Annotated in this window: 19 protein-coding genes; 3 read left to right on the top strand and 16 right to left on the bottom strand. The window is 70.9% G+C overall.

The features are described 5' to 3' along the window. Window positions 1-129: 129 nt before the first annotated feature. The 11 genes from CLV30_RS26220 to CLV30_RS03420 all read right to left on the bottom strand — a co-directional run bounded on the left by CLV30_RS26220 (window position 130) and on the right by CLV30_RS03420 (window position 10,011). Window positions 130-402 (bottom strand): WXG100 family type VII secretion target, encoded by a 273-nt coding sequence (locus CLV30_RS26220; protein WP_165358441.1) that lies wholly within the window; start codon window positions 400-402, stop codon window positions 130-132. A gap of 237 nt (window positions 403-639) precedes the next feature. After that, window positions 640-3,648 carry an AfsR/SARP family transcriptional regulator gene (locus CLV30_RS03465; RefSeq protein ID WP_129710848.1) on the bottom strand — a complete coding sequence of 1,003 codons (3,009 nt, stop codon included), beginning with the start codon at window positions 3,646-3,648 and terminating at the stop codon, window positions 640-642. Between the two features lie 121 nt (window positions 3,649-3,769). After that, a complete protein-coding gene (locus CLV30_RS03460; protein ID WP_205740457.1) occupies window positions 3,770-4,222 on the bottom strand; it encodes a pilus assembly protein TadG-related protein in 453 nt (150 codons plus the stop codon). After that, the gene (locus tag CLV30_RS03455; RefSeq protein WP_106536050.1) at window positions 4,219-4,638 is read right to left on the bottom strand and encodes a TadE/TadG family type IV pilus assembly protein; all 420 of its coding nucleotides are present in this window, start codon (window positions 4,636-4,638) and stop codon (window positions 4,219-4,221) included. Before CLV30_RS03455 ends, CLV30_RS03460 begins: the two co-directional genes overlap by 4 nt. Window positions 4,639-4,643: 5 nt before the next feature. Then, on the bottom strand, window positions 4,644-5,051 hold the full coding sequence (locus CLV30_RS03450) for a TadE/TadG family type IV pilus assembly protein (protein WP_205740458.1): 408 nt from the start codon (window positions 5,049-5,051) through the stop codon (window positions 4,644-4,646). An 8-nt stretch (window positions 5,052-5,059) separates the two neighbouring features. After that, window positions 5,060-5,290: a hypothetical protein gene (locus CLV30_RS03445; RefSeq protein WP_205740459.1), complete on the bottom strand. Its 231-nt coding sequence runs from the start codon at window positions 5,288-5,290 to the stop codon at window positions 5,060-5,062. A 66-nt stretch (window positions 5,291-5,356) separates the two neighbouring features. Then, window positions 5,357-6,280 carry a type II secretion system F family protein gene (locus tag CLV30_RS03440; RefSeq protein WP_106535788.1) on the bottom strand — a complete coding sequence of 308 codons (924 nt, stop codon included), beginning with the start codon at window positions 6,278-6,280 and terminating at the stop codon, window positions 5,357-5,359. Continuing rightward, window positions 6,277-7,143, bottom strand: coding sequence for a type II secretion system F family protein (locus CLV30_RS03435; protein ID WP_106535787.1), 867 nt, complete (start codon window positions 7,141-7,143; stop codon window positions 6,277-6,279). The genes CLV30_RS03440 and CLV30_RS03435 overlap by 4 nt, the downstream gene beginning before the upstream one ends. Beyond that, window positions 7,140-8,444, bottom strand: coding sequence for a TadA family conjugal transfer-associated ATPase (locus tag CLV30_RS03430; protein ID WP_106535786.1), 1,305 nt, complete (start codon window positions 8,442-8,444; stop codon window positions 7,140-7,142). Before CLV30_RS03430 ends, CLV30_RS03435 begins: the two co-directional genes overlap by 4 nt. A gap of 6 nt (window positions 8,445-8,450) precedes the next feature. Then, complete coding sequence (locus CLV30_RS03425; RefSeq protein WP_106535785.1) at window positions 8,451-9,233, bottom strand: CpaE/TadZ family protein; 783 nt, start codon at window positions 9,231-9,233, stop codon at window positions 8,451-8,453. 4 nt (window positions 9,234-9,237) lie between these two features. Beyond that, window positions 9,238-10,011, bottom strand: a complete 774-nt coding sequence (locus CLV30_RS03420; RefSeq protein WP_106535784.1) for an SAF domain-containing protein — start codon at window positions 10,009-10,011, stop codon at window positions 9,238-9,240. Window positions 10,012-10,429: 418 nt separating this feature from the next. Here CLV30_RS03420 and ndk point away from each other — a divergent pair, with 418 nt between their 5' ends. Continuing rightward, the gene (ndk, locus tag CLV30_RS03415) at window positions 10,430-10,840 is read left to right on the top strand and encodes a nucleoside-diphosphate kinase (protein ID WP_106535783.1); all 411 of its coding nucleotides are present in this window, start codon (window positions 10,430-10,432) and stop codon (window positions 10,838-10,840) included. 75 nt (window positions 10,841-10,915) lie between these two features. Here ndk and CLV30_RS03410 read toward each other — a convergent pair whose 3' ends face one another. From CLV30_RS03410 to CLV30_RS03395, 4 genes are all read right to left on the bottom strand, one after another. Next, a complete protein-coding gene (locus tag CLV30_RS03410) occupies window positions 10,916-11,257 on the bottom strand; it encodes a DUF4233 domain-containing protein (protein WP_106535782.1) in 342 nt (113 codons plus the stop codon). Continuing rightward, window positions 11,254-12,585, bottom strand: a complete 1,332-nt coding sequence (locus CLV30_RS03405; protein ID WP_106535781.1) for a bifunctional folylpolyglutamate synthase/dihydrofolate synthase — start codon at window positions 12,583-12,585, stop codon at window positions 11,254-11,256. Before CLV30_RS03405 ends, CLV30_RS03410 begins: the two co-directional genes overlap by 4 nt. Before the next feature lie 346 nt (window positions 12,586-12,931). After that, window positions 12,932-15,556, bottom strand: a complete 2,625-nt coding sequence (locus CLV30_RS03400; protein ID WP_106535780.1) for a valine--tRNA ligase — start codon at window positions 15,554-15,556, stop codon at window positions 12,932-12,934. 93 nt (window positions 15,557-15,649) lie between these two features. Continuing rightward, entirely contained in the window at window positions 15,650-16,570 is a 921-nt protein-coding gene (locus CLV30_RS03395) for an NADP-dependent oxidoreductase (RefSeq protein ID WP_106535779.1), read from the bottom strand. Between the two features lie 821 nt (window positions 16,571-17,391). Between CLV30_RS03395 and CLV30_RS03390 the strand changes: the two genes are divergently transcribed. Together CLV30_RS03390 and CLV30_RS03385 are read left to right on the top strand one after the other, a co-directional pair. After that, complete coding sequence (locus CLV30_RS03390; protein WP_106535778.1) at window positions 17,392-17,826, top strand: helix-turn-helix domain-containing protein; 435 nt, start codon at window positions 17,392-17,394, stop codon at window positions 17,824-17,826. Next, on the top strand, window positions 17,823-18,236 hold the full coding sequence (locus CLV30_RS03385; RefSeq protein WP_106535777.1) for a DUF4180 domain-containing protein: 414 nt from the start codon (window positions 17,823-17,825) through the stop codon (window positions 18,234-18,236). Before CLV30_RS03390 ends, CLV30_RS03385 begins: the two co-directional genes overlap by 4 nt. Window positions 18,237-18,292: 56 nt before the next feature. Here the strand turns inward: CLV30_RS03385 and CLV30_RS03380 are convergent, their stop codons facing one another. Continuing rightward, on the bottom strand, window positions 18,293-19,726 hold the full coding sequence (locus CLV30_RS03380; RefSeq protein WP_106535776.1) for a GuaB1 family IMP dehydrogenase-related protein: 1,434 nt from the start codon (window positions 19,724-19,726) through the stop codon (window positions 18,293-18,295). Window positions 19,727-19,794 lie beyond the last annotated feature (68 nt).

Raw genomic sequence — 19,794 nt, 5'->3', positions numbered from 1 at the left:
TACTACCCGCGCCGACGGTGTTCACTGAATTGTCGAACACCGGTCACCCGCGGTGGATTGCGGGTGACAAAGTGACGGCCCACATCCGCGAAGAAGTCGCAGATGTGGGCCACCGAATGTACGTGCGAGTCAGATCCGGTCCGGCTCGCCAGTCGCCTCGGCAATGTTGTTGTGGTTCGTCTTGACGTCCTCTGCCGCGCCGTTCAGAGCCTCACGCAGCGTGTCGAGGTTCTTCTTGTAGTCCTCCCAGGAGTTGCGGAAGTCCTCGGAGTACTTACCCGTCCAGACGGCGCTCGACAGGCCCTTGTCCACCTCGGTCTTGATCGACTCGGCGTCCTCGGCCTTGTTCTTGAACGTCGTGTGGAGGTCCGCCAGCGTGTTTAGCTCTGCACCTACGCCCATCTCAGTTTCTCCCTCTTGGTGACTCGCCGCACCGGGTCCGGCACGGCACGACATCGGAAAGCCTACCTGTCGCTTCGCCGGGGGCAACACCGGACTCCGACGACCCGATTGCCCGCTGGATTGCCCTCTGTGCTCGTGACACCGGATGCGACCACTCGTGCGTGGACGCATCCCGAACCTGCCGACTATCGGCCGGTAATTGACACGACACCGAAATGCCGCGGAGAAATTCTCACGTCAGGCGAGATCGCGATGTCTTCCTCCCGGACTCGGCATCAGTTCGTCCAGCAACGCCACCGTCTCGGGCGCCAGGGCGACCCCGCCGAGACCGGTCAGCGTCTCGGTCATCTCACTCTCGACCGCGATGACGCCGCCACGACCGTCCACGGCGTGCTGAGCCTGCAGCAGGTCACGCCACAACACCTGCTCGGACGGACGCACCCGCAGGCCCGCACGCGCCGACGCCCCCGCCGTGCCCGGGTCGCCGCCTTCGAGCGTGATGTTCGACAACCGGTGCGCCGCGTCGACCAGCAGGTCCGAGGCGACCCGCTCGACGCGCGCGCGGGCGAGCCACGAGTATCGTCCCTGCGGCCGCTCGCTGAGCACCGGTCCGCGCGCCACCCGCAGCGCCCGCCGCAGCAGATCGGCCTCCTCGGCCGGTCGCCGCACCTGGCGCGCCTGGCTGAGCAACGAGCACACCACGTCCCAGTCGAGCACCACCGCGTCGCTCAGCCGCATCCGCCCGTCCTCGGTCATGAGCACGTACGGCGAACCGGACTGGTCGACGCCGAGCCACTCGCGCACCCGCGCGAACGTCGCCTCGCGCACCGACGCCGTGACGCCCTGCGGCCACACCGCCGACGCGAGCACCGTCGGGTGCACCCCCTCGCGGTGCAGCGCGAGGTGCACGATGATCTCGGTCGCCAGCGCGCGCCGCTCCTCCTCGATCTCGCTGCGCGCCTGCACCACCACCGGTCCGAGGATGTACACCCGTACCGGAGCGGTGGCCAGGTCCGCCTCCGCGACCACCGAACGCACCTGTGGCACCTCCGGACGCAGGTCCGGCGACCACGCGCCGGGCAGGCCGCCCCCGGACGGATCGGGCTCCTGACCGCGTTCCGGGTCCACCAGGCCGACGAGGGCGTCGATGCTGCGCCACGACAGCCGGTTGGCCTGCACGCTCAGCCCGAGCGCGGGCAGTTCGAGCGTTCCCGACGCGTCGACGGAGATCCGCCACCGCGCGCCCGGTATGGCACCGGCGGCGATCACGCCCAGCGGCGAACGCCCGGCGGCGCTGGTCAACGCCACCAGCTGCTCGGCCAGCTCCGCCGACGGCGGAGTTCCCAGGACGAGATACTCGGGCATCCAGCTGCCGGAACCGCCCGGGCGCACCCTGCCGGTGAGCACGTCCGTGCCCAGCCGGTCCGACCGGCGCGCGGCCAGCTCGGGCAGCATCGGCTCGACGCCGTCGACGAGTCGCAGCCGCCCCGAGTCGAAGGCGTCGAGCGCCTCGGGCAGCCCGTCCGCGGTGACCCGCAGGTGATCGGACCACTGGTTCGTGGCGAGCTCGACCGCCAGCGCGGTGACCACCTCGATGGTCGCCTCCGGGTCACCGTCGACGCTGATCGGCCCGCCGGCGGCCTCGAGGTCGACCAGCAGGTCACGCTCGCCGTTGCGGCCCAGCGACACCAGGCCGGGGTACGGAGCCAGGACGTTGCCGCTCAGCTCGTCGCCCACCTTCACCTCGGACCGGTCGAGGCGCCAGCGTCGCCCGTCGTCCATGACGGCCCATGGCGACGGCGCCTCGGCGCGGGCCGGCGCCAGCAGCAACTCGACCGACGTGTTGTCGACCACGGCCGCGTACACCGGCGGCAGCGCCAAGCGCTCCTGCTGGCACCCGGCCGCGAGACTGCGCAGCGCGTGGTCGAGCCACCGTGCCCGGTCCGGGTCGGCGCCGATGCGCAGCGCGACCTCGGCCTCGACCTCGTCGTCCGTCGGCTCCGGGGTACGGCGGCGGCGCCGGAGCACCTCGATGGCGGCCAGCACCCCGGCAGCGAGCAGCCCTGCGTCGGCGAGCCCCGCGTGCGGGTTGGTGCTGATCGCCTCGGCCTCGCCGGCCGCGGCGAAGTCGGCGAACATGTCGGCGCCGCCGGTGTCGGCCTCGGCCTGGCCGGTGCCCTCGGTGCCCTGCGTGCCCTCCTGGCCGGGCGGCCCCGGCGGTGTCGCCGGAGGCGCCGGCGTCTCCGGCGGTGCCGGCTTCTCGGCCGTGACCGTCGGCACACCCTTGGCGTCGTCGGGAACGATCAGCAGCCAGTTCGGGTAGATCAGCCGGGCCAGGGACAGCTCGTGCCCGTCCGGCTGGGTCCGGCCGCGGTTGAGCTCGTAGATCTCCTGGTAACGCCGTCCGTCACCGAGGGTGCGCTCGGCGATGTCCCAGAGGTTGTCGTGGTAACGGCCCTCGGGCGGCTGGACGACGTACACCTTCCGGCCGACGAGCTCGCGGCCCTCCTCCTCGTCCAGGACCATGTCGCCGAGGCGGTACTCGACCTCGCCCTCCGCTTGGGCCTGCGCCTGTTCCTGCTGCTGTGCCGACGCGCCGGACTGCTCCTGAACGCTCCCGCGCACGGTGCCGTCGTACTCCGTGCCGGTGTCGGCCTCGGCCGAGGCCGACACCGACGTCGACGTGGACGGTGCGGGGGTGTCGTTGGTTCCGGGGGCAGCGGCGCTCGCCTGCCCCACCGCGGCGGTCGCGACCAGCACCGAGGCCACCAGCACCCGGGCGAAGCGTTGCGTCGGCCCGGACAGCGGCACCCGGTTGGGCAGGCCGACGCCGCGCAGACCACTGCGCAACTCCGTCAACACGCAGACGAGGAACTGCAGCCAGGCCAGCCACACGACCCACAACAGCACGCCCACCAGCTGTTCGGCGCCGATGGTGCCGGTCAGCTCCGCGCGACCGGGCCAGGACGTCGGTATCGGCGGCGCACCACCCAGCAGGATCAGCGCCGCCGGCACACCGGCGACCAGGAACAGCAGCGCCAGTCCGGCGGCGAACGCCTGGAACCCGCCGCGCTCCGGGTCGGCCGCCTGGCGCTGCTGGAAGCGCTGTGGCCCGGTCTCGCGCACGGTGGAGGCCGGGGTCACCTCGTCCGGGCTGACCGGCCGCACGTCGCGCGACGCGGCATTGGCCCGGCGCCCCGCCCGCCGCGCGCCGCCGGTTCCGCGATCCCGTTGCTCTCGACTCATGCTGCCTGGTCCGCTCCACTCCTCGCTCGCCGCCAGAACGATTCTGCCGGGCCGATCCTGCCGGTCCGGCAACGCCGGCCGGACTCGGCGCCGCCGTCGACGACGACGCGTGCCGCCATGCTCATGGTGCCTCCCCGGTGATCCCTACCGCGGGACGGGACGTGGCCTGACCCTCGACGTTGTACTCGTCGATCATGATGAGCTGCAGCAGCGACGTGTCAACGGTCCGCTCGGCCCACACCGTCACCTCGCCCGCGCCGACGTCGACGTTGACCCTGCCGGGGGCGTAACCGCGTTCGCTCATGTACTGCTCGGCGCGCTGCACGGCCGCGGCCTGCATGATGACCACCTCACCGGTGGCGCGCAGATGCTCGATGTCGATCTGGTTCGCCGCGGCGCGCGCGGCCTGCTCGGCGTCGTCGTACACCTTCTCGCGCGCGTTCAGTGCGAACCCGCCGTCGACGACCAGGCCGGCCAGCACGAACAGCATGAGGAGCATCGTGATGATCATCGCGCTGATCGCGCCGGACTCCGCACGGCCGACACCGACCCGTGCCCGCAGCCGCCGGATCACGACGTCCTCCGCAACGTGTCGATCGGGGCGGAACTCTCGCCGACCATCGTGGCACCGCCGGGCAGTCCGATGAAGCCGAGCCCGTCGAAGGACACCTCGCAGCGGACCTGCAGCGTGATCTCCTCGCCCGAGGCGAAACTCCCGCCGAAGCTGCTGACGTTCTGGCACGTCGTCCCGGCCGGGGTGGACCGGTCGATGATCGTGTTCGCGGCCTCGAGCGCGTCGCCCATGGTGCGCTGCAACGACGCCGCACGCACCGCGTCGCGCGCGATCGCGTCGACGTCACCGGAGCGGTCGACGTACCGGCCGAGCCCGACCACCAGCATCATCATCGCGATCAGCACCGGCGCCAGCAGCACGACCTCGACGGCCATGGAACCCCGCTGCCGCCCCCACCGGCGAACGACCCCCACCATGGCGATCACGTGTCCGGGACGAACTGCTCGACCGGACCCTCGACCGTCTGGGACACCCGGGGCGAGAGGTTGTTGATGATCTCGTTGGCCCGGCCGCTGACGGTCACCCGGACGTTGTCGCCCACCCGGACCGCCTCGACCCGGATGTCGACGAGTTGCCCGTTGCCGACGACCTCGGCGTAGTCGACGGCCGCCGCCTCGGCGGCATCCAGCGCCTGCGGCGTGCCGCCGCCGGTACGCGCCTCGCGGGCGGCGACCCGCGCCGCGGACGAGGCCACCTGATTGCCGTGCCACGTCAGGGTGAACTGCACGATCACGAAGATGATCAGGAACATGATCGGGGTGTACAACGCGAGCTCGATGGTGCTCGCGCCGCGTTGTGATCGCAGCCGCCGCAGACGTTCGGGCAACACGGCGAGGCTCAGGGTCCGCCCGGAGCGTCCGGGATCTCGATGGAGTCGGCTTCGTCCTTCACCAGGTTGTAGATGACCAGGCCCACCGCACCGGCGAGCGCCACCAGGACGGCCGTGATGATCACGAACTCGATGGCCGACGCGCCACGATCCGGCGCGCTGCGGGCACGGTCGGTATGGACCCGTAGGGTCAGCAGCAGCCACCCCAGCGGGGAGTCGGGCGTTGTCTTGAGATTCATGTCGGTTGATCTCCTGGTCGGGTCGGTTCCGTCGGATTCTGCCCGGTCTTCGGTTGTCTTGTCTCGTCAGCCCTGGCTGAGCACATCCATCAGCGCCGGGTAGACGAGGAAGATGAGGAAGCCGACGCACAACAGCAGCTGCGCCACCAGCATCGACTGCGAGCGCTGGCCGGCCTTGCCCTCGACCTCCGCCAGCTCGCGCCGACGCAGCGACGACGCCCGGGCCGACAGCGACTCTCGCACCTTGGCGCCGTCCTCGGCGACCAAGGCCAGCGCCGCCGCCATGTCGCGCAGCTCGTCCACGCCGACGTCGTCGCCGAGCTCGCCGAGCGCGGCCCACGGCGTGACACCGTGCAGCCGCGCGGTCAGCAGCGTGTCGCGGATGCGGACCATCCCCCACCCGTCGCTGAGTGACGACGCCGCCTGCAGCGCCTCCGGGACGCCGCGCCCACCGGAGAGGTTCATCGCCACCAGGTCGAGGAACGAGCCGACGACGTGCCGGAAGTCGCGCCGCCGATCGGCCGCGTTCGACCGCATGGTCATCGTCGGCACCACCGCGAACACGAGCGCCAGCACGATACCGATGATCACCGAGGCGCCGATGCCGAACGGCGCGTTCACCGCAGACAGCACGGTGCCCAACACCACCGGTGTCAGGAACCCGCCGAGCGCCATGAGCACCGTCGTGGCGAGATGCCCCTCGAGCGAGCGGTCCATCAGCGACAGGTCACGGCGGATCGAGCCGAGGTCGAGGCCGAGCCCTTCGATCGTGTCGCGCAGCCGGCCGCCGAACCGGCGCAGCGACGCCGACTCGCGGACCTGCCGCGGGTCGATGGACACCGCCGTCAGCCGTTCGTGCCGGGCACGAGAGCGCTCGGTGTCGAGCTTGGCCAGCGCGGCCGCCGGGTTGACCTTCGGCGTGGACAGCACGATGCCCAGCAGCAGCAGTCCGAGCCCCACGACGGCGCCGCCCAGCAGGATCAACGTCATGACCGCACCTCGGCATGCTCCGTGTCGGTGACGAGGAACCGCGCGGGTGTCTCGAACGAGGCCAGCCGCCGCATCCAGATGAATCCGAGAGCGAAGATCGCCAGGATGATGCCGAGCACGACCTGCCCGATGGGCTCGGAGTACGGCTCGACGTACTCGCGGTTGATCACCGACAGACCGATCATGAACGTCAGGCTGAACATCACCACGATCTGCACCGACCGCCGCGTGCTCGCCCGGCCGGCCATGACCCGCTGGCGCATGTCCAGCTCGGCGCGCGCGGAGTCGGCCAGCGAGCCGAGCACCTGGCGCAGCCCCGGACCACGCAGCCGCGAGTTCAGGATCAGCGCGGAGACGATCAGGTCGGCGCTGGCGTCGTCGAGGTCGTCGGCGAAGCCCTGCAGCGCCTCCGGCATCGGCTGGCGGATACGCAGCCGGTCGGCCAGCAGCCGAAGCTGGGGCTGGATCGACGGCGACGCCGCGTAGACGGTCGCCGGGATCGCCTGCTCGAGACCCACGGCGCCGGCGATGGTGTCGCGCAGCGACTCCGTCCACGACGCCAGCCCGTCCAGGCGGGCGATGGCGTCACGCTCGGACTTGGCGCCGCCGAACAGCGCGGGCCAGAACGCGACCAGCAACCCGCCGCCGACGGCCGCGACCGGCCACCTGGTCACGGCCAGCGTCACGATGCCGCCGCCGATGCCGAGGACCGTCTGCCGTCCCAGCCGCTCGATCACCGAGCGGGCCGAGGCGTTCGGCGACGGCGGCTTGGCCTCGGTGCCGCGGAGCGCGTACACGAGCAGCAGGATGCCCGCGCCGACGACCGCCCCGACGAGCGTGATCAGCAGGATGGACTGGCTCATGCCACCACCTGCGACCCGTGGGCGTCGTAACCCACCGCGATGAGGTCGTCGATGCACGAGATCGGCGCGGCCGGCACGGCGACGCCGTCCGGGCCGGCCGCGAACACCTCGCTGGACAGCACCCGCCCGTCGACGCCGTTGATCTCGCGGATGCTGGACACGAACCGGCGCAGCCGCCCGCCCTCGGCGAACTCGTTGCGCTTCTCGACGAAGACGACGAAGTCGATGGCGCCGGCGATGAGCATCATCGTCGCGTCGACCGGCAGCCGCTCCACCGACTGGATGGCGTAGGTCGAGATGCGGTTGAACACCTCGATGGAACTGTTGGCGTGGATCGTCGACAGCGACCCGTCGTTGCCCTGGCTCATCGCGTTGAGCATGGTGACGATCTCGTCACCGAGCACCTCACCGACGATGACCCGGCTCGGGTTCATGCGCAGGCTGCGACGGACCAGCTCGGCCATCGTGATGGCGCCCTGACCCTCGGAGTTCGGCAGCCGCTCCTCGAACGACACCACGTTGGGGTGCAGGTCGGGGAACTCGCCGAGCCCCAGCTCCAGCGCACGCTCGACGGTGATGAGCCGTTCGTCGGACGGGATCTCGTTGGCCAGGGCGCGCAGCAGCGTCGTCTTTCCCGCGTTCGTCGCCCCGGCGATCATGATGTTCTTCCGCGCGGCCACCGCCGCCGACAGGAAGGCGGCCAGTTCCTCGCTGACCGTGCCGTAGCCGACCATCTCGTCCAGGTGCACCCGCGCCAGCCGGGCGCGCCGGATGGACACCGCCGGACGCGCGCACACCCCCATGACCGCCGAGAGCCGGCTGCCGTCGGGCAGGCGCATGTCCAGCTGCGGGTTTGCCGAGTCGAACGGGCGGCTCGTCAGCCCGGAGTAGGCGCCGAGGATCTGCACCAGCTCGACGAGCTCGTCGTCGCTCTCGGCCACCGGCGCGCCGTTGACCTCGCGGCCGTCGGCGTACTGGATGAACACCTGGTCGCAGCCGTTGATGTCGATGTTCTCGACCTCGAGGTCGTCCAGCAGCGGCTGCAGCCGGCCCACGCCGAACAGCGCGGCGTGGATGCCGGAGGAGATCTCCTCCTCTTCCTCGGCCGTCGGCGGGGTGCGCCCGGCCGTGATCTCCTCGCGGGCGTACGAGTCGAGCACCCGGCCGATGACGGCGCGGGCGAACTGCCGTTCGTCCTCGCCGGTCATCGGCACGACACCGTTGGCGGCGTCGTCGCGGCGCTGCCGTGCCAGCGTTTCGGCGACCTCTTCGCGCAGGCGACGGATGAGGTTCTGATCCAACGTGCGTCAGCTCCTTGCCGTGGTCCGCGTCCGTACCGTGGCCAGCGCGCGAACCGACTCCGCCAGTTCACGTGCCGACCTGACCAGCAACGATCGGTCGATACGCCGGCTCCACCGGCCGGCGAGCGCGCCCGCGGCCTTGTGATCCTCGGCCACCCGCCCGAGCACCGTCACCTGGTGCCCGTCGTGCTGCAGCAGCCGGTCGAGATCGCGCGGGGCCGACGTGTCCGAGCTGCCGGTCAGCAGGGCGACGCCCAACGGGATACTGCCGGCCTCGCCGACGTGCAGCGGCTCCACCAGCCAGCGCAGCCGTTCCCGCAGGTGCGCGTAGTACTCCACGCCCGGTCGCGCGACGAACACGACGGCGTCGGCGGCGGTCAGCACCGGCAGCAGCGGCGTGCCCGGAACGATGCGCCCGCAGTCGACCAGCACGTCGGTCGAGGCGCCGGCCAGCATCGACGCCACCGACGGCCAGGCCGCGCCGATGCCGGTGAACTGCTCCGGCCGGGTGACGCCCGCGATGATGTCGAGCCCGCCCGCGGCGGTCTGGACGTGTTCGCCGAGGTCGCCCTCGCCGGCGCCGCCCCGGCGGGCCGCGGCCGCGAGCGACAGCAGGCCGCGCTCGTTGTCCAGCGGCTCTCCCTCGACACCGCGATGGCGCAGCGCCAGATCGCCGCCGGCAGGATCGAAATCGGCGATGACGACGTCGGACGGCCAGATCCCGCCCAGCGCGTTCACGGTGGTCGTGACGCCGGGAGACCCCTTGGCCGAAGCGAAGGCGATCAGCACCGGATCATTCCCCCTCGTTCTGGCCGTTGTCCTGGCCGCCGCCGTTCTGGCCGCCGCCGTTCTCGCCCTCGAACGGCACTCCCCGCTCGACGAGCACCACGACCAGCTGGTTCGTCGCGGCGACGTTGGCGACGGCGGCACTGTCCTCGCGGTCGACGATGAACGTCGCGGTGACACCCGCTGCCGTGGTCTCACCGCTGTCGGCGAAGTCGGCGGAGCTCACCCGTGCGTCCTCGACGATGGTCTCGCCCTGGCCGCTCGCGATGGACACGAGGTCGACGACGTCGCCGGCGTACAGCCCGCTCGCCGGCACGAACCCGTTGGCCAGCGACGCGCCGACCGCGACGCCGCCACCGCTCATCGCGCCGGACGCGTTCGTCATGGTGGAGTCGATCAGCTGGCCCTGGTTGATGCGGGTGGAGGCGTAGCGGCCGATCAGGTCGTGCATCTGCGACTCGGGAATCAGCAGCTCGCTCTCCGCCGCCACCCGCGTCGTCGTCAGGTGCGCCTGGGTGATCTGCTCTCCGGCCTCGATGGTGCCGCCCGCCTGGATGACGGCCACCCGTTCGTCGACCCGCAGCGCCAGCAGCGCCGCCACGGCGGCGCCGCCGACGATCAGCAGCACGGCCAGCGCCGCGAGCGCCGGCCGCCGTTGCCGTGGCGGCGCCGGGAGTCGGTTTCCTTCGGCCTTGGCCCGCTGGGTGCTGCGGATGCCGCGCTGCTCGCGTGCGCGCTGCCGATCCGTCGTCGCATCACCGGTCTGCACTGTCCCCGCCATGACGTCGCCTTACCGCTCCCGCCTGTGTCGTGCCACTCGCCAGCATGTCGTCACCAGCTCCCGCCGGCCGCTCGAACCCCGGTCACGCACCAGATGGACGACCGGGCCGGTGGCCTGACGGCACCGCCCGGAGCACACACCGGAACGCGCCACGCGACGCGTCCCTCCATGCGACCCCCGCGCGTCGTGGGCACTGTACCCCGAATCATGACCACACGGCATATTCACGCTGATCATCGTCCGTCAACTATTGACCAACTGTCATGTCAGCGCCAACCGCCGATCACACTCCGGACGAGTCCGCCGCCGTGTCCGGTGCGCTCCGTCCCGCGCAGCGACCTTGTCGTCTGCGCCCCGGACACGACGCGTTAGGGTGCGCACATCAATCGGTACGACTGAACTGCCCACAGGAGCCCACGTGTCCGAGCGCACGCTCGTCCTGATCAAGCCCGACGCGGTCCGCCGTGGCCTGGTCGGTACGATCCTCGCCCGATATGAGCGCAAAGGCCTGTCCATCGTCGCGATGGACCAGCGCACGATCGACCCCACGCTGTCCGACGCGCACTACGCCGAGCACGTCGACAAGCCGTTCTACCCCGCACTGCGCGAGTTCGTCACCGGCGGGCCGCTCGTCGCGCTCGTCCTCGAAGGTGACCAGGCCATCGACGTCGTGCGCGCGCTGAACGGCGCCACCGACGGCCGCAAGGCCGAACCCGGCACCGTCCGCGGCGACTACGCCCTGTCCAACTCCGAGAACCTCGTCCACGCCTCGGACTCCACCGAGTCCGCCAAGCGTGAGCTCGACCTCTGGTTCCCGGGCCTGTCCTGACGGCCCGACCGCACGCCCACCCGGGGTGATCGTCAGGGGTCCGCTGCCGCTATGGCGCCGGTAGAACCCTGACGATCACTCGCCGGTGTTCCGCTCACGCGCCGCCTGGGCGCGTTCCACCTCCGGGCCGATGCGCATCAGCACGAACCACATCAGCGCGAACACACCACCCAGCACGAACATCGCGGGCACCACGAAACCGGTGCCGACGGCGGCCAGCTGCGCCACGGAGCCGACGACGTAGCCGAGGCGCCCGCGCCGCACGGTCCCGGCACCCACCACGCAGGCCGCCGCGATGGCGCCCGCGACCAGCCACGCCGTCGCCGTCGCGACGTTCGACACGTTCACCGCCACCGGCACCGCCAGCAGGACGACCAGCGCCTCGGTGACCAGGATCGTCGCCGCGATCCGGCTCATGTCGCAGCCTCGTGGAACGCCTCGCGCACGTCGCCGGAGGTCACGACCGACCCGGTGACGACGACACCGTGCCCTCCGGTCTCGCCCTCACGCTCGGCCAGCGCCAGCGCGGCGTCGACGGCCTCGGGCAGCGGCGTCGCGACGTGCACGCGCTCCTCGCCGAACACGTCCACGGCGATCGGCTCGAGGTCGTCCGCGGCCAGGCACCGCGGTGACGAGTTCTCGGTCACCACGACCGACGCGACCACCGGTTCCAGCGCCGCGAGGATGCCGGCGGCGTCCTTGTCGCCGAGCACCGCCACCACCGCGACCAGCGACGTCGAGGCGAACTCCTCCGACAGCGCCGCGGCCAGGGCCTCCGCGCTCGCGGGGTTGTGCGCGGCGTCGGCCAGCACCACCGGACCGCGTCGCAGCACCTCGAGCCGGCCCGGCGAGGCGACCCGCGCGAACGCCGACTGCACCCGTTCGAGATTCAGTTCGCGGCCGCCGCCGACGAACGCCTCCACCGCCGCCAGCGCGACCGCCGCGTTGTGCGCCTGGTGCTCGCCGTGCAGCGGCAGGAAGATGTCGTCGTACAGGCCGGCGAGCCCCTGCACGCTGATGACCTGCCCGCCGACCGCCATCTCGCGGTGGCGCACACCGAACTCGACGCCCTGGCGGGCGACCGACACACCGGCCTGCGCGACCCTGCTCAGCAGCACGTCGGCGGCGGGGGCCTCTTGCGCCGCCAGCACCGCGTACGACCCGGGCTTGATGATGCCCGCCTTCTCCTCGCTGATCAGCTCGACGGTGTCGCCGAGATACTCGGCGTGATCGACCGAGATCGGGGTCACGACCGCGACCTTGCCGTCGGCGACGTTCGTCGCGTCCCACGATCCGCCCATGCCGACCTCGACGACGGCGACGTCCACCGGCGCGTCGGCGAACGCCGCGTACGCGATGGCCGTCAGCACCTCGAAGTAGCCCAGCTGCACGTCGTGGCGGGCATCGACCATGTCGAGGTACGGGCTCAGCTCGGCGTAGGTCGACAGGAACAGCTCCTCGTCGATCGGCTCGCCGTCGATGACGATCCGCTCGGTCACCGACTGCAGGTGCGGGCTGGTGTAGCGCCCGGTGCGCAGGTTCAGCTCGCGCAACAGCTCGTCGACCATCCTGGCGGTGGACGTCTTGCCGTTCGTGCCGCCGACGTGCACCACCGGAAAGGCGCGCTGCGGCTCGCCGAGCAGATCGATCAGCTCGCTGATGCGTTCCAGCGACGGCTCGACCTGCGACTCCGGCCGGCGCGCCAGCAGTTCCGCCTCGACCCGGCGTAGGGCATCACTGCTCACGACTCACCTGTCTTCTCCATGACGAACGGACACTCGGCATTCTCTCGCATCTTCTGCTCGCGGACGCACTCCCCTGCGACGACCACGCCGGCCTGCGCACAGGACCCGTCTCGCGGCACAGATGTGTCGGTCCGGCGCGGCCCCACTGTCACGGAACGATCAGGTGACAAAGGACCGCTACCGCGGCGCCTTCGGTCACCTGATCATTCCGCGTCCGGCATGTGGAGTCGATCAGGTGACGTTGCCGCGTCCGCACCCCGGCACATCGTCACCTGATCGCCGAATCTGGGCTGATCAGGTGATTTTTTCGCGATCAGGTGACCAACGACGGCGGTGGCGGGCGAGATCAGCGCGAGGGCGAGGGTTGGAGGGCGGCGAGCTGGGCCTCCAGCCGGGCGATCTCGGACTCGGCGGCGCTACGACGGCCGCGGACCTTGTCGACCTCGGCCTCGGGCGCCTTGGCGAGGAACTGCTCGTTGTCGAGCTTCCGTTCGGCCTGCTCCAAGGCCTTGCGCTCGGCCTCCAGGTCCTTCGTCAGCCGGCGCCGCTCCGCTTCGACGTCGACGGCTCCCGACAGGTCGAGCTCGACGGTCACCTCGCCCACCACGACGCTCGCGGTGGCGTGGAACCCGTCCGCCTCGGGCCGCGTCAGCTTGGTCAGCGAGCGGAACGACTCCTCGTGTTCGCTCACCACCCGCCCGGTGCTTTCGGTGAACCGCGCCGGAACCCGCTGTCCCGGCTTGAGCCCCTGGTCGCTGCGGAAACGACGCACCTGCGTGACGATGCGCTGCAGCTCGACGACCGTCTGCTCCGCGGCCGTGTCGGTCCAGCCCGGCTGCGCCTCGGGCCACTCGGCCACCATCACCGACTCGTCACCGGTCAATGTCGTCCACAGCGCCTCGGTCACGAACGGGGTCACCGGGTGCAGCAGCTTCAGCAGCACGTCCAGCACGTGCCCGAGGACCAGACGCGTCCGGTCGGCCTGGTCGCCGCCCGCGGCCAGGGACGCCTTCGCGAGCTCGACGTACCAGTCGCAGAACTCGTCCCACGCGAAGTGATACAGCGAGTCGCTGAGCTTGGCGAACTGGTAGTCCTCGTAGTACGCGTCGACCTCGGCCACGGTGGCGTGCAGCCGCGACAGAATCCACCGGTCCGGCGCCGACAGCTCGGCGGCAGGCGGCAGCGTGCCGACGCGGGCCCCGCTGAGCAGCGCGAACCGGGTGGCATTCCACAGCTTGTTGCAGAAGTTGCGCGAGGCCTGCACCCAGTCCTCGCCGATGGGCACGTCGGTGCCGGGGTTCGCCCCCCGGGCCAGCGTGAAACGCAGCGCGTCGGAGCCGTACGCGTCCATCCACTCCAGCGGGTCGACGGCGTTGCCGAACGACTTCGACATCTTCTTGCCGTGCTCGTCACGGACCATCCCGTGCAACGCGATGGTGTTAAAGGGAACTGCAAGGCACGGGCCTTTGTCCGCGTTCGCGTACAGCCCGAACATCATCATCCGGGCCACCCAGAAGAACAGGATGTCGTAGCCGGTGACCAGCACCTGGTTCGGATAGAACTTCTCCAGCGCCGGAGTGGCCTCCGGCCAGCCCAGCGTGGAGAAAGGCCACAGCGCCGACGAGAACCACGTGTCCAGGACGTCCTCGTCCTGCGTCCACCCGGGCCCGGTGGGCGGCTGCTCGTCCGGGCCGACGCACACGACCTCGCCGTTCGGCCCGTACCAGACCGGGATGCGGTGTCCCCACCAGAGTTGACGTGAGATGCACCAGTCGTGCATGTCGTCCACCCAGCCGAACCAGCGCGGCTCCATGCTCGACGGGTGGATGCGCACCCGGCCGTCGCGTACGGCGTCGCCCGCCGCGGTGGCCAGCGGGCCGACCTTCACCCACCACTGCAGCGACAGCCGCGGCTCCACCACGGTCTTGCAGCGTGAGCAGTGCCCGACGGCATGCGTGTACGGCCGCTTCTCGGACACGATGCGGCCCTGCTCGCGCAGCGCGGCCACGATGGCCGGGCGCGCCTCGAACCGGTCCAGCCCCTGGAACGGGCCGTGCGCGGTGACGGTGCCGTGCTCGTCCATGATGCTCGGCTGCGGCAGCCCGTGCCGTCGGCCGATCTCGAAGTCGTTCGGGTCGTGCGCCGGCGTCACCTTCACCATGCCGGTGCCGAACTCGGGGTCGACGTGCGCGTCGGCGACGACGGGGATGTGGCGGCCGGTCAGCGGCAGCTCGATCTCGGTGCCGACCAGGTGCCGGTAGCGCTCGTCGTCGGGGTGCACCGCGACCGCGGTGTCACCGAGCATCGTCTCCGCCCGGGTGGTGGCGACGACGACGTCGCCGTCCGGCGCGCCGTAACGGATCGAGATCAGCTCGCCCTCGTCCTCACTGTGCTCGACCTCGATGTCGGACAGCGCGGTGTGGCAGCGCACGCACCAGTTGATGATCCGCTCGGCCTGGTAGATCAGCTCGTCGTCGTACAGCCGCTTGAAAATGGTCTGCACGGCGCGGGAGAGCCCGTCGTCCATGGTGAAGCGCTCGCGGTTCCACGCGACGCCGTCGCCGAGGCGGCACATCTGGTCGAGGATCTTGCCGCCGGATTCGGCCTTCCACTCCCACACCTTGTCGATGAACGCCTCGCGACCGAGGTCGTGGCGCGAGATGCCGTCCTTGGCCAGGTCGCGCTCGACGACGTTCTGGGTGGCGATGCCCGCGTGGTCCATGCCGGGCATCCACAGTGCCGCGTAGCCCTGCATCCGGCGCCGACGGACCAGCGCGTCGATCAGGGTGTGTTCGAACGCGTGCCCGAGGTGCAGCGACCCGGTGACGTTGGGCGGCGGGATCACCACGCAGAACGGAGGCTTGTCGCTCTCGTCGTCGACCTCGAAGTAGCCTCGCTCGACCCACCGGCGGTAGGTCGGCTCCTCCACCTCGGCCGGGTCGAACACGGACGGCAGTGCGGCGTCGTTCATCGATTCGGGGCTCGCTGTCACGGTGGCGGAGTCTACCCACCGTCGCCGCCGATCACCGGCAACGTCCGCACCTCGGCCGAAACCGCCGGCCGGTCAGGCGTCGACGGTGACGACGATCTTGCCGAACACGTGACCGGCCTCGCTGCGACGGTGCGCCTCGGCGATCTGCCGCAGCGGGTACACCTCGGCGACCGGCATCCGGATCCGGCCCTGCTCGACCAGCGGAAGCACCTCGGCGAACACCTCGGGCAACGACGTCCCACCACCGGAGCTGTACTCGACGCCGTAGTTGCCGGCGTCTCCGTCGGCGATGGTGACGACGCGGTCGGCGCCGCCGGCCAGCTCGACCGATCCGGCCAGGACACCGCGCCCGGAGGCGTCCAGCACCGCGTCCACACCGTCGGCCGCGACCTCGCGTACCCGGTCGACCCAGCCGTCGCCGTACGTCACCGGTGTCACGCCGAGCTCGCGCAGCGCGTCGTGCCGGGCCGCGCTGGCGGTGCCGACCACCCGGGCCTCGCGGATCCGGGCCAGCTGCGCGGTGAACAGTCCGACGCCGCCGGCGACCGCGTGGATCAGCAGCGTCTGCCCGGCGCCGACGCCCAGCAGCCCCAGCGTGCGGTGCGCGGTCTCGGCCGCGACCGGCAGCGCCGCCGCCTGCTCGAACGACAGGCCGTCCGGTTTGGCGACGATCCGGTCGGGGCGCGCCACGACGTGCGTCGCCGCGGCCCCGGAACCGACCTGGCCGAACACGGCCTGGCCGACCTCCCAGCCGTCGACGTCCGGGCCGACGGCGTCGATCACTCCGGCGACGTCGACGCCGACGCGTTTCGGTTCGCTCAACGGCTCGCCACCGGCGAACACCCCGCTGCGCAGCTTCCGGTCGATGCCGTTGACACCGGCCGCCCGTACCGCGATGCGGACCCGGCCCGATCCCGGTTCCGGCGTGGGGATCTCGTCGACCGTCAGCACCTCGGGGCCGCCGTAACGGGCGTAGCGCGCTGCGAGAGACATGGAGCGGTTCCTTCCTGCCTGCGGAAATGCCGGGTGCGGCACGAGAAGTCTCCAACCCGCACCGGCCCCGGGGTCAAGTCGAGTCCCCGGGGTGGGCATGTCGTACGCCGACCTGATCATTTCCGGGTCGTGTGACATATCCGTGGCTCCGGCTCGGGCGAGGGCTTTCGTGTCAGGTCGGTGAGCGGATCTGGGCTGTCGTGCCCTTCGTGCCCGGGGGCGTTGGCTCGGGGCTGTGGGGTGGCTCGTGTGCCAGAATCCGGCTCCATGTGTGAAAAGCGGACGGATGCGGGCCCGTTTCGGCGGTTGGTGCGTCCGGTTTTCGCGCATGCGACGCTCAGAACAGCATCAGCGAGCCCGGGGCACATCCGCCCGACATGCCCACGGACGCGACAGCCCTCACACGCCGGCGCTTCGCGCACCGTTGCCACCGACCCAGGTCGCTGACCCTTCGACAAGCCAGACCCCCGGCGGCAGCCGGAGCGGCGCTCGGGCCGTCGACGCGCAACCAGGCACCCACGGATGAGAACGGCAGAGCCTGAAATGATCAGGTGCTGGATCGGCGATCAGGTCACGCCCTGGCGGACAGTGAGACGCTCTGGCGGACATCCTCGTGGCTGTCAGCGCTCCTTCCGTGATGGCTACCGAGCCGGCGCCGCGGTCAAGTCGAGTCCCGAGAGTGAGTGGGTGTGTCGTCCCGAACAGAAGCCGCACCCGGGCAGTTCCGCGAGCAGACCTGATCTTGGAAGCCGACGTTCACTATCCTTCTGCAAAGTAACTTCTCTGATACTCTAATAGAGGAATTTAGGGAAGGATAGGCCGTGCCGGACCAGCTGTACTCTGTCGACCAGGTGGCGACCCTGCTGGGGTTGCACGTCAAGACGGTCCGGGGTTACGTGCGCGACGGCCGCCTGCCCGCCACCCGCATCGGCAAGCAGTACCGCATCGCGCGCGAGGACCTGGAGGCGTTCACCGGACGCCCCGTGACGGCACCGTCCGGGGCGGCCCGCACCCGGCGCCACGCCGAGGTGTCCGCGGTCGTGCAGATCGACGCGATCAGCGGTGCCGACGTGTCGCGGCTGACCACCCTGGTCACGGCCTCCGCGTCCGGACGTGCAGCGGACCAGCGGCCGCTGCGCGTCGAGACCATGTACGACGAGGAACGGGCCAGCCTGAAGATCGTCATCGTCGGCGGGCTCGAGGACTGCGCCGAGATGCTGAAGACCGTCAACCTGATCGCGGAGGAGCAGTCATGAGCCACGAAGTACCCGCCGGCACCCGCGACCTCACCGGCGACACCGGCGCCGACATCCCGACCGTTCGCGCCGGCGTCCGGGCGCTGCTGTGCGCGCACGACGGCAGCTCGCTGAGCAGCGCACAAGACGCCCTCGACCTGATCGGGCAGGCGTGGTCGCACGAGGCGGAACTGGTGATCCTGCCGGCCCAGCGGCTGGACCCGGACTTCTTCGCACTCAGCACCGGGATCGCCGGCGAGTTCATGTCCAAGTTCGTCAACTACGGCGTCCGGCTGACCGTCGTCGGCGACATCTCCGCCCGGCTGGAGTCCAGCGACGCGCTACGCGACTTCGTGCACGAGTCGAACCGTGGCCGCCAGGTCTGGTTCGTGGACGACCTCGACGAGCTGGACTCCCGGCTCACCGGCTGACCTCGACGAGCCGGCGCCCGTCTCACCAACTGACGTCCACGAGCCGCACGCCTGGCTCACCAGCTGACGTCGACGGGCATGCCCTCGGTGTAGCCGGACGCGCTCTGGACGCCGACGACGGCACGCTCGCGGAACTCCTCCAGCGTTCCCGCGCCGACGTAGGTGGACGCGCTGCGCACCCCGGCGACGATGGTGTCGACGAGGTCCTCGACACTGGGCCGGCTGGGCTGCAGGTACATGCGGGCCGTCGACACGCCCTCCTCGAACAGGCCCTTGCGGGCGCGCTCGAACGCGGAGTCGTCCGCGGCGCGCAGCTTTACCGCGCGCGCGGAGGCCATGCCGAAGCTCTCCTTGTACATCCGGCCCTCGCCGTCGCGCTGCACGTCGCCGGGCGACTCGTAGGTGCCGGCGAACCACGAGCCGATCATGACGTTGTCCGCGCCCGCCGCCAGCGCCAACGCGACGTCGCGCGGGTGGCGCACACCGCCGTCGGCCCACACGTGGACGCCGAGCTCGCGCGCACGCTTTGCGCAGTCGAGCACCGAGGAGAACTGCGGGCGGCCGACGCCGGTCATCATCCGCGTCGTGCACATGGCGCCCGGCCCGACGCCGACCTTGACGATGTCCGCACCCGCCTCGACCAGGTCGGAGACGCCGTCCGCGGTGACGACGTTGCCGGCGACCAGCGGAACCTGCGGGTCGATGGCGCGCACCCGCCGCAGCACCTCGAGCATGCGCTCCTGGTGCCCGTGCGCGGTGTCGACGACCAGCACGTCGGCGCCGGCGGCGAGCAGCGCCTTGGCCTTGCCCTCGACGTCTCCGTTGATGCCCACCGCCGCGCCCACACGCAGCCGGCCGTCGGCGTCGAGTGCGGGGCGGTACAACGTGGCACGCAGCGCCCGTTCCCTGGTCAGGATGCCGACGATGTGTCCGTCGTCGACGACCGGCGCCAGCCGGTGCCGGCCGTCGTGCAGCTGGGTGAACGCCTGCTCCGCGTCGACACCGGCGGGCAGCGTCAGCAGCTCGGTGGACATCACGGTGTGCAGCTGAGTGAAACGGTCGACGTCACGGCAGTCGGCCTCGGTGACCACACCGACCGCCTGCCCGTCCTCGACCACGATGACGGCGCCGTGCCCGCGCTTCGGCAGCAGGTTGATCGCCTCGCCGACGGTGCCCGACGGGGGCATGGTCAGTGGAGTGTCGTAGACGACGTGCCGGCGCTTCACCCACCCGATGACGTCCGAGACGACGTCGACCGGGATGTCCTGCGGAATGACCGCCAGCCCGCCACAGCGGGCGATGGTCTCGGCCATCCGCCGCCCGGACACCGCGGTCATGTTCGCCGCCACCAGCGGGATGGTGGTGCCGCTGCCGTCGGACGTCGCGAGGTCGACCTCGAGGCGGGAGCCGACCCGGGAACGGTTCGGGACCAGGAAGACGTCGCTGTAGGTGAGATCCTGGTCCGGGACCCGGTCATGGATGAATTGCATCAGTACTCTCCCCGTCGACGACCTGGTGGCCGCGGCCGCCCCAACGGCCACCTCATCAAGGGTACGGC

The sequence above is a fragment of the Haloactinopolyspora alba genome (assembly GCF_003014555.1).
Lineage (GTDB): Bacteria > Actinomycetota > Actinomycetes > Jiangellales > Jiangellaceae > Haloactinopolyspora > Haloactinopolyspora alba.
The sequence above is the reverse complement of the archived record's forward strand: the minus strand, read 5'-3'. Positions and strand labels throughout refer to the sequence as shown.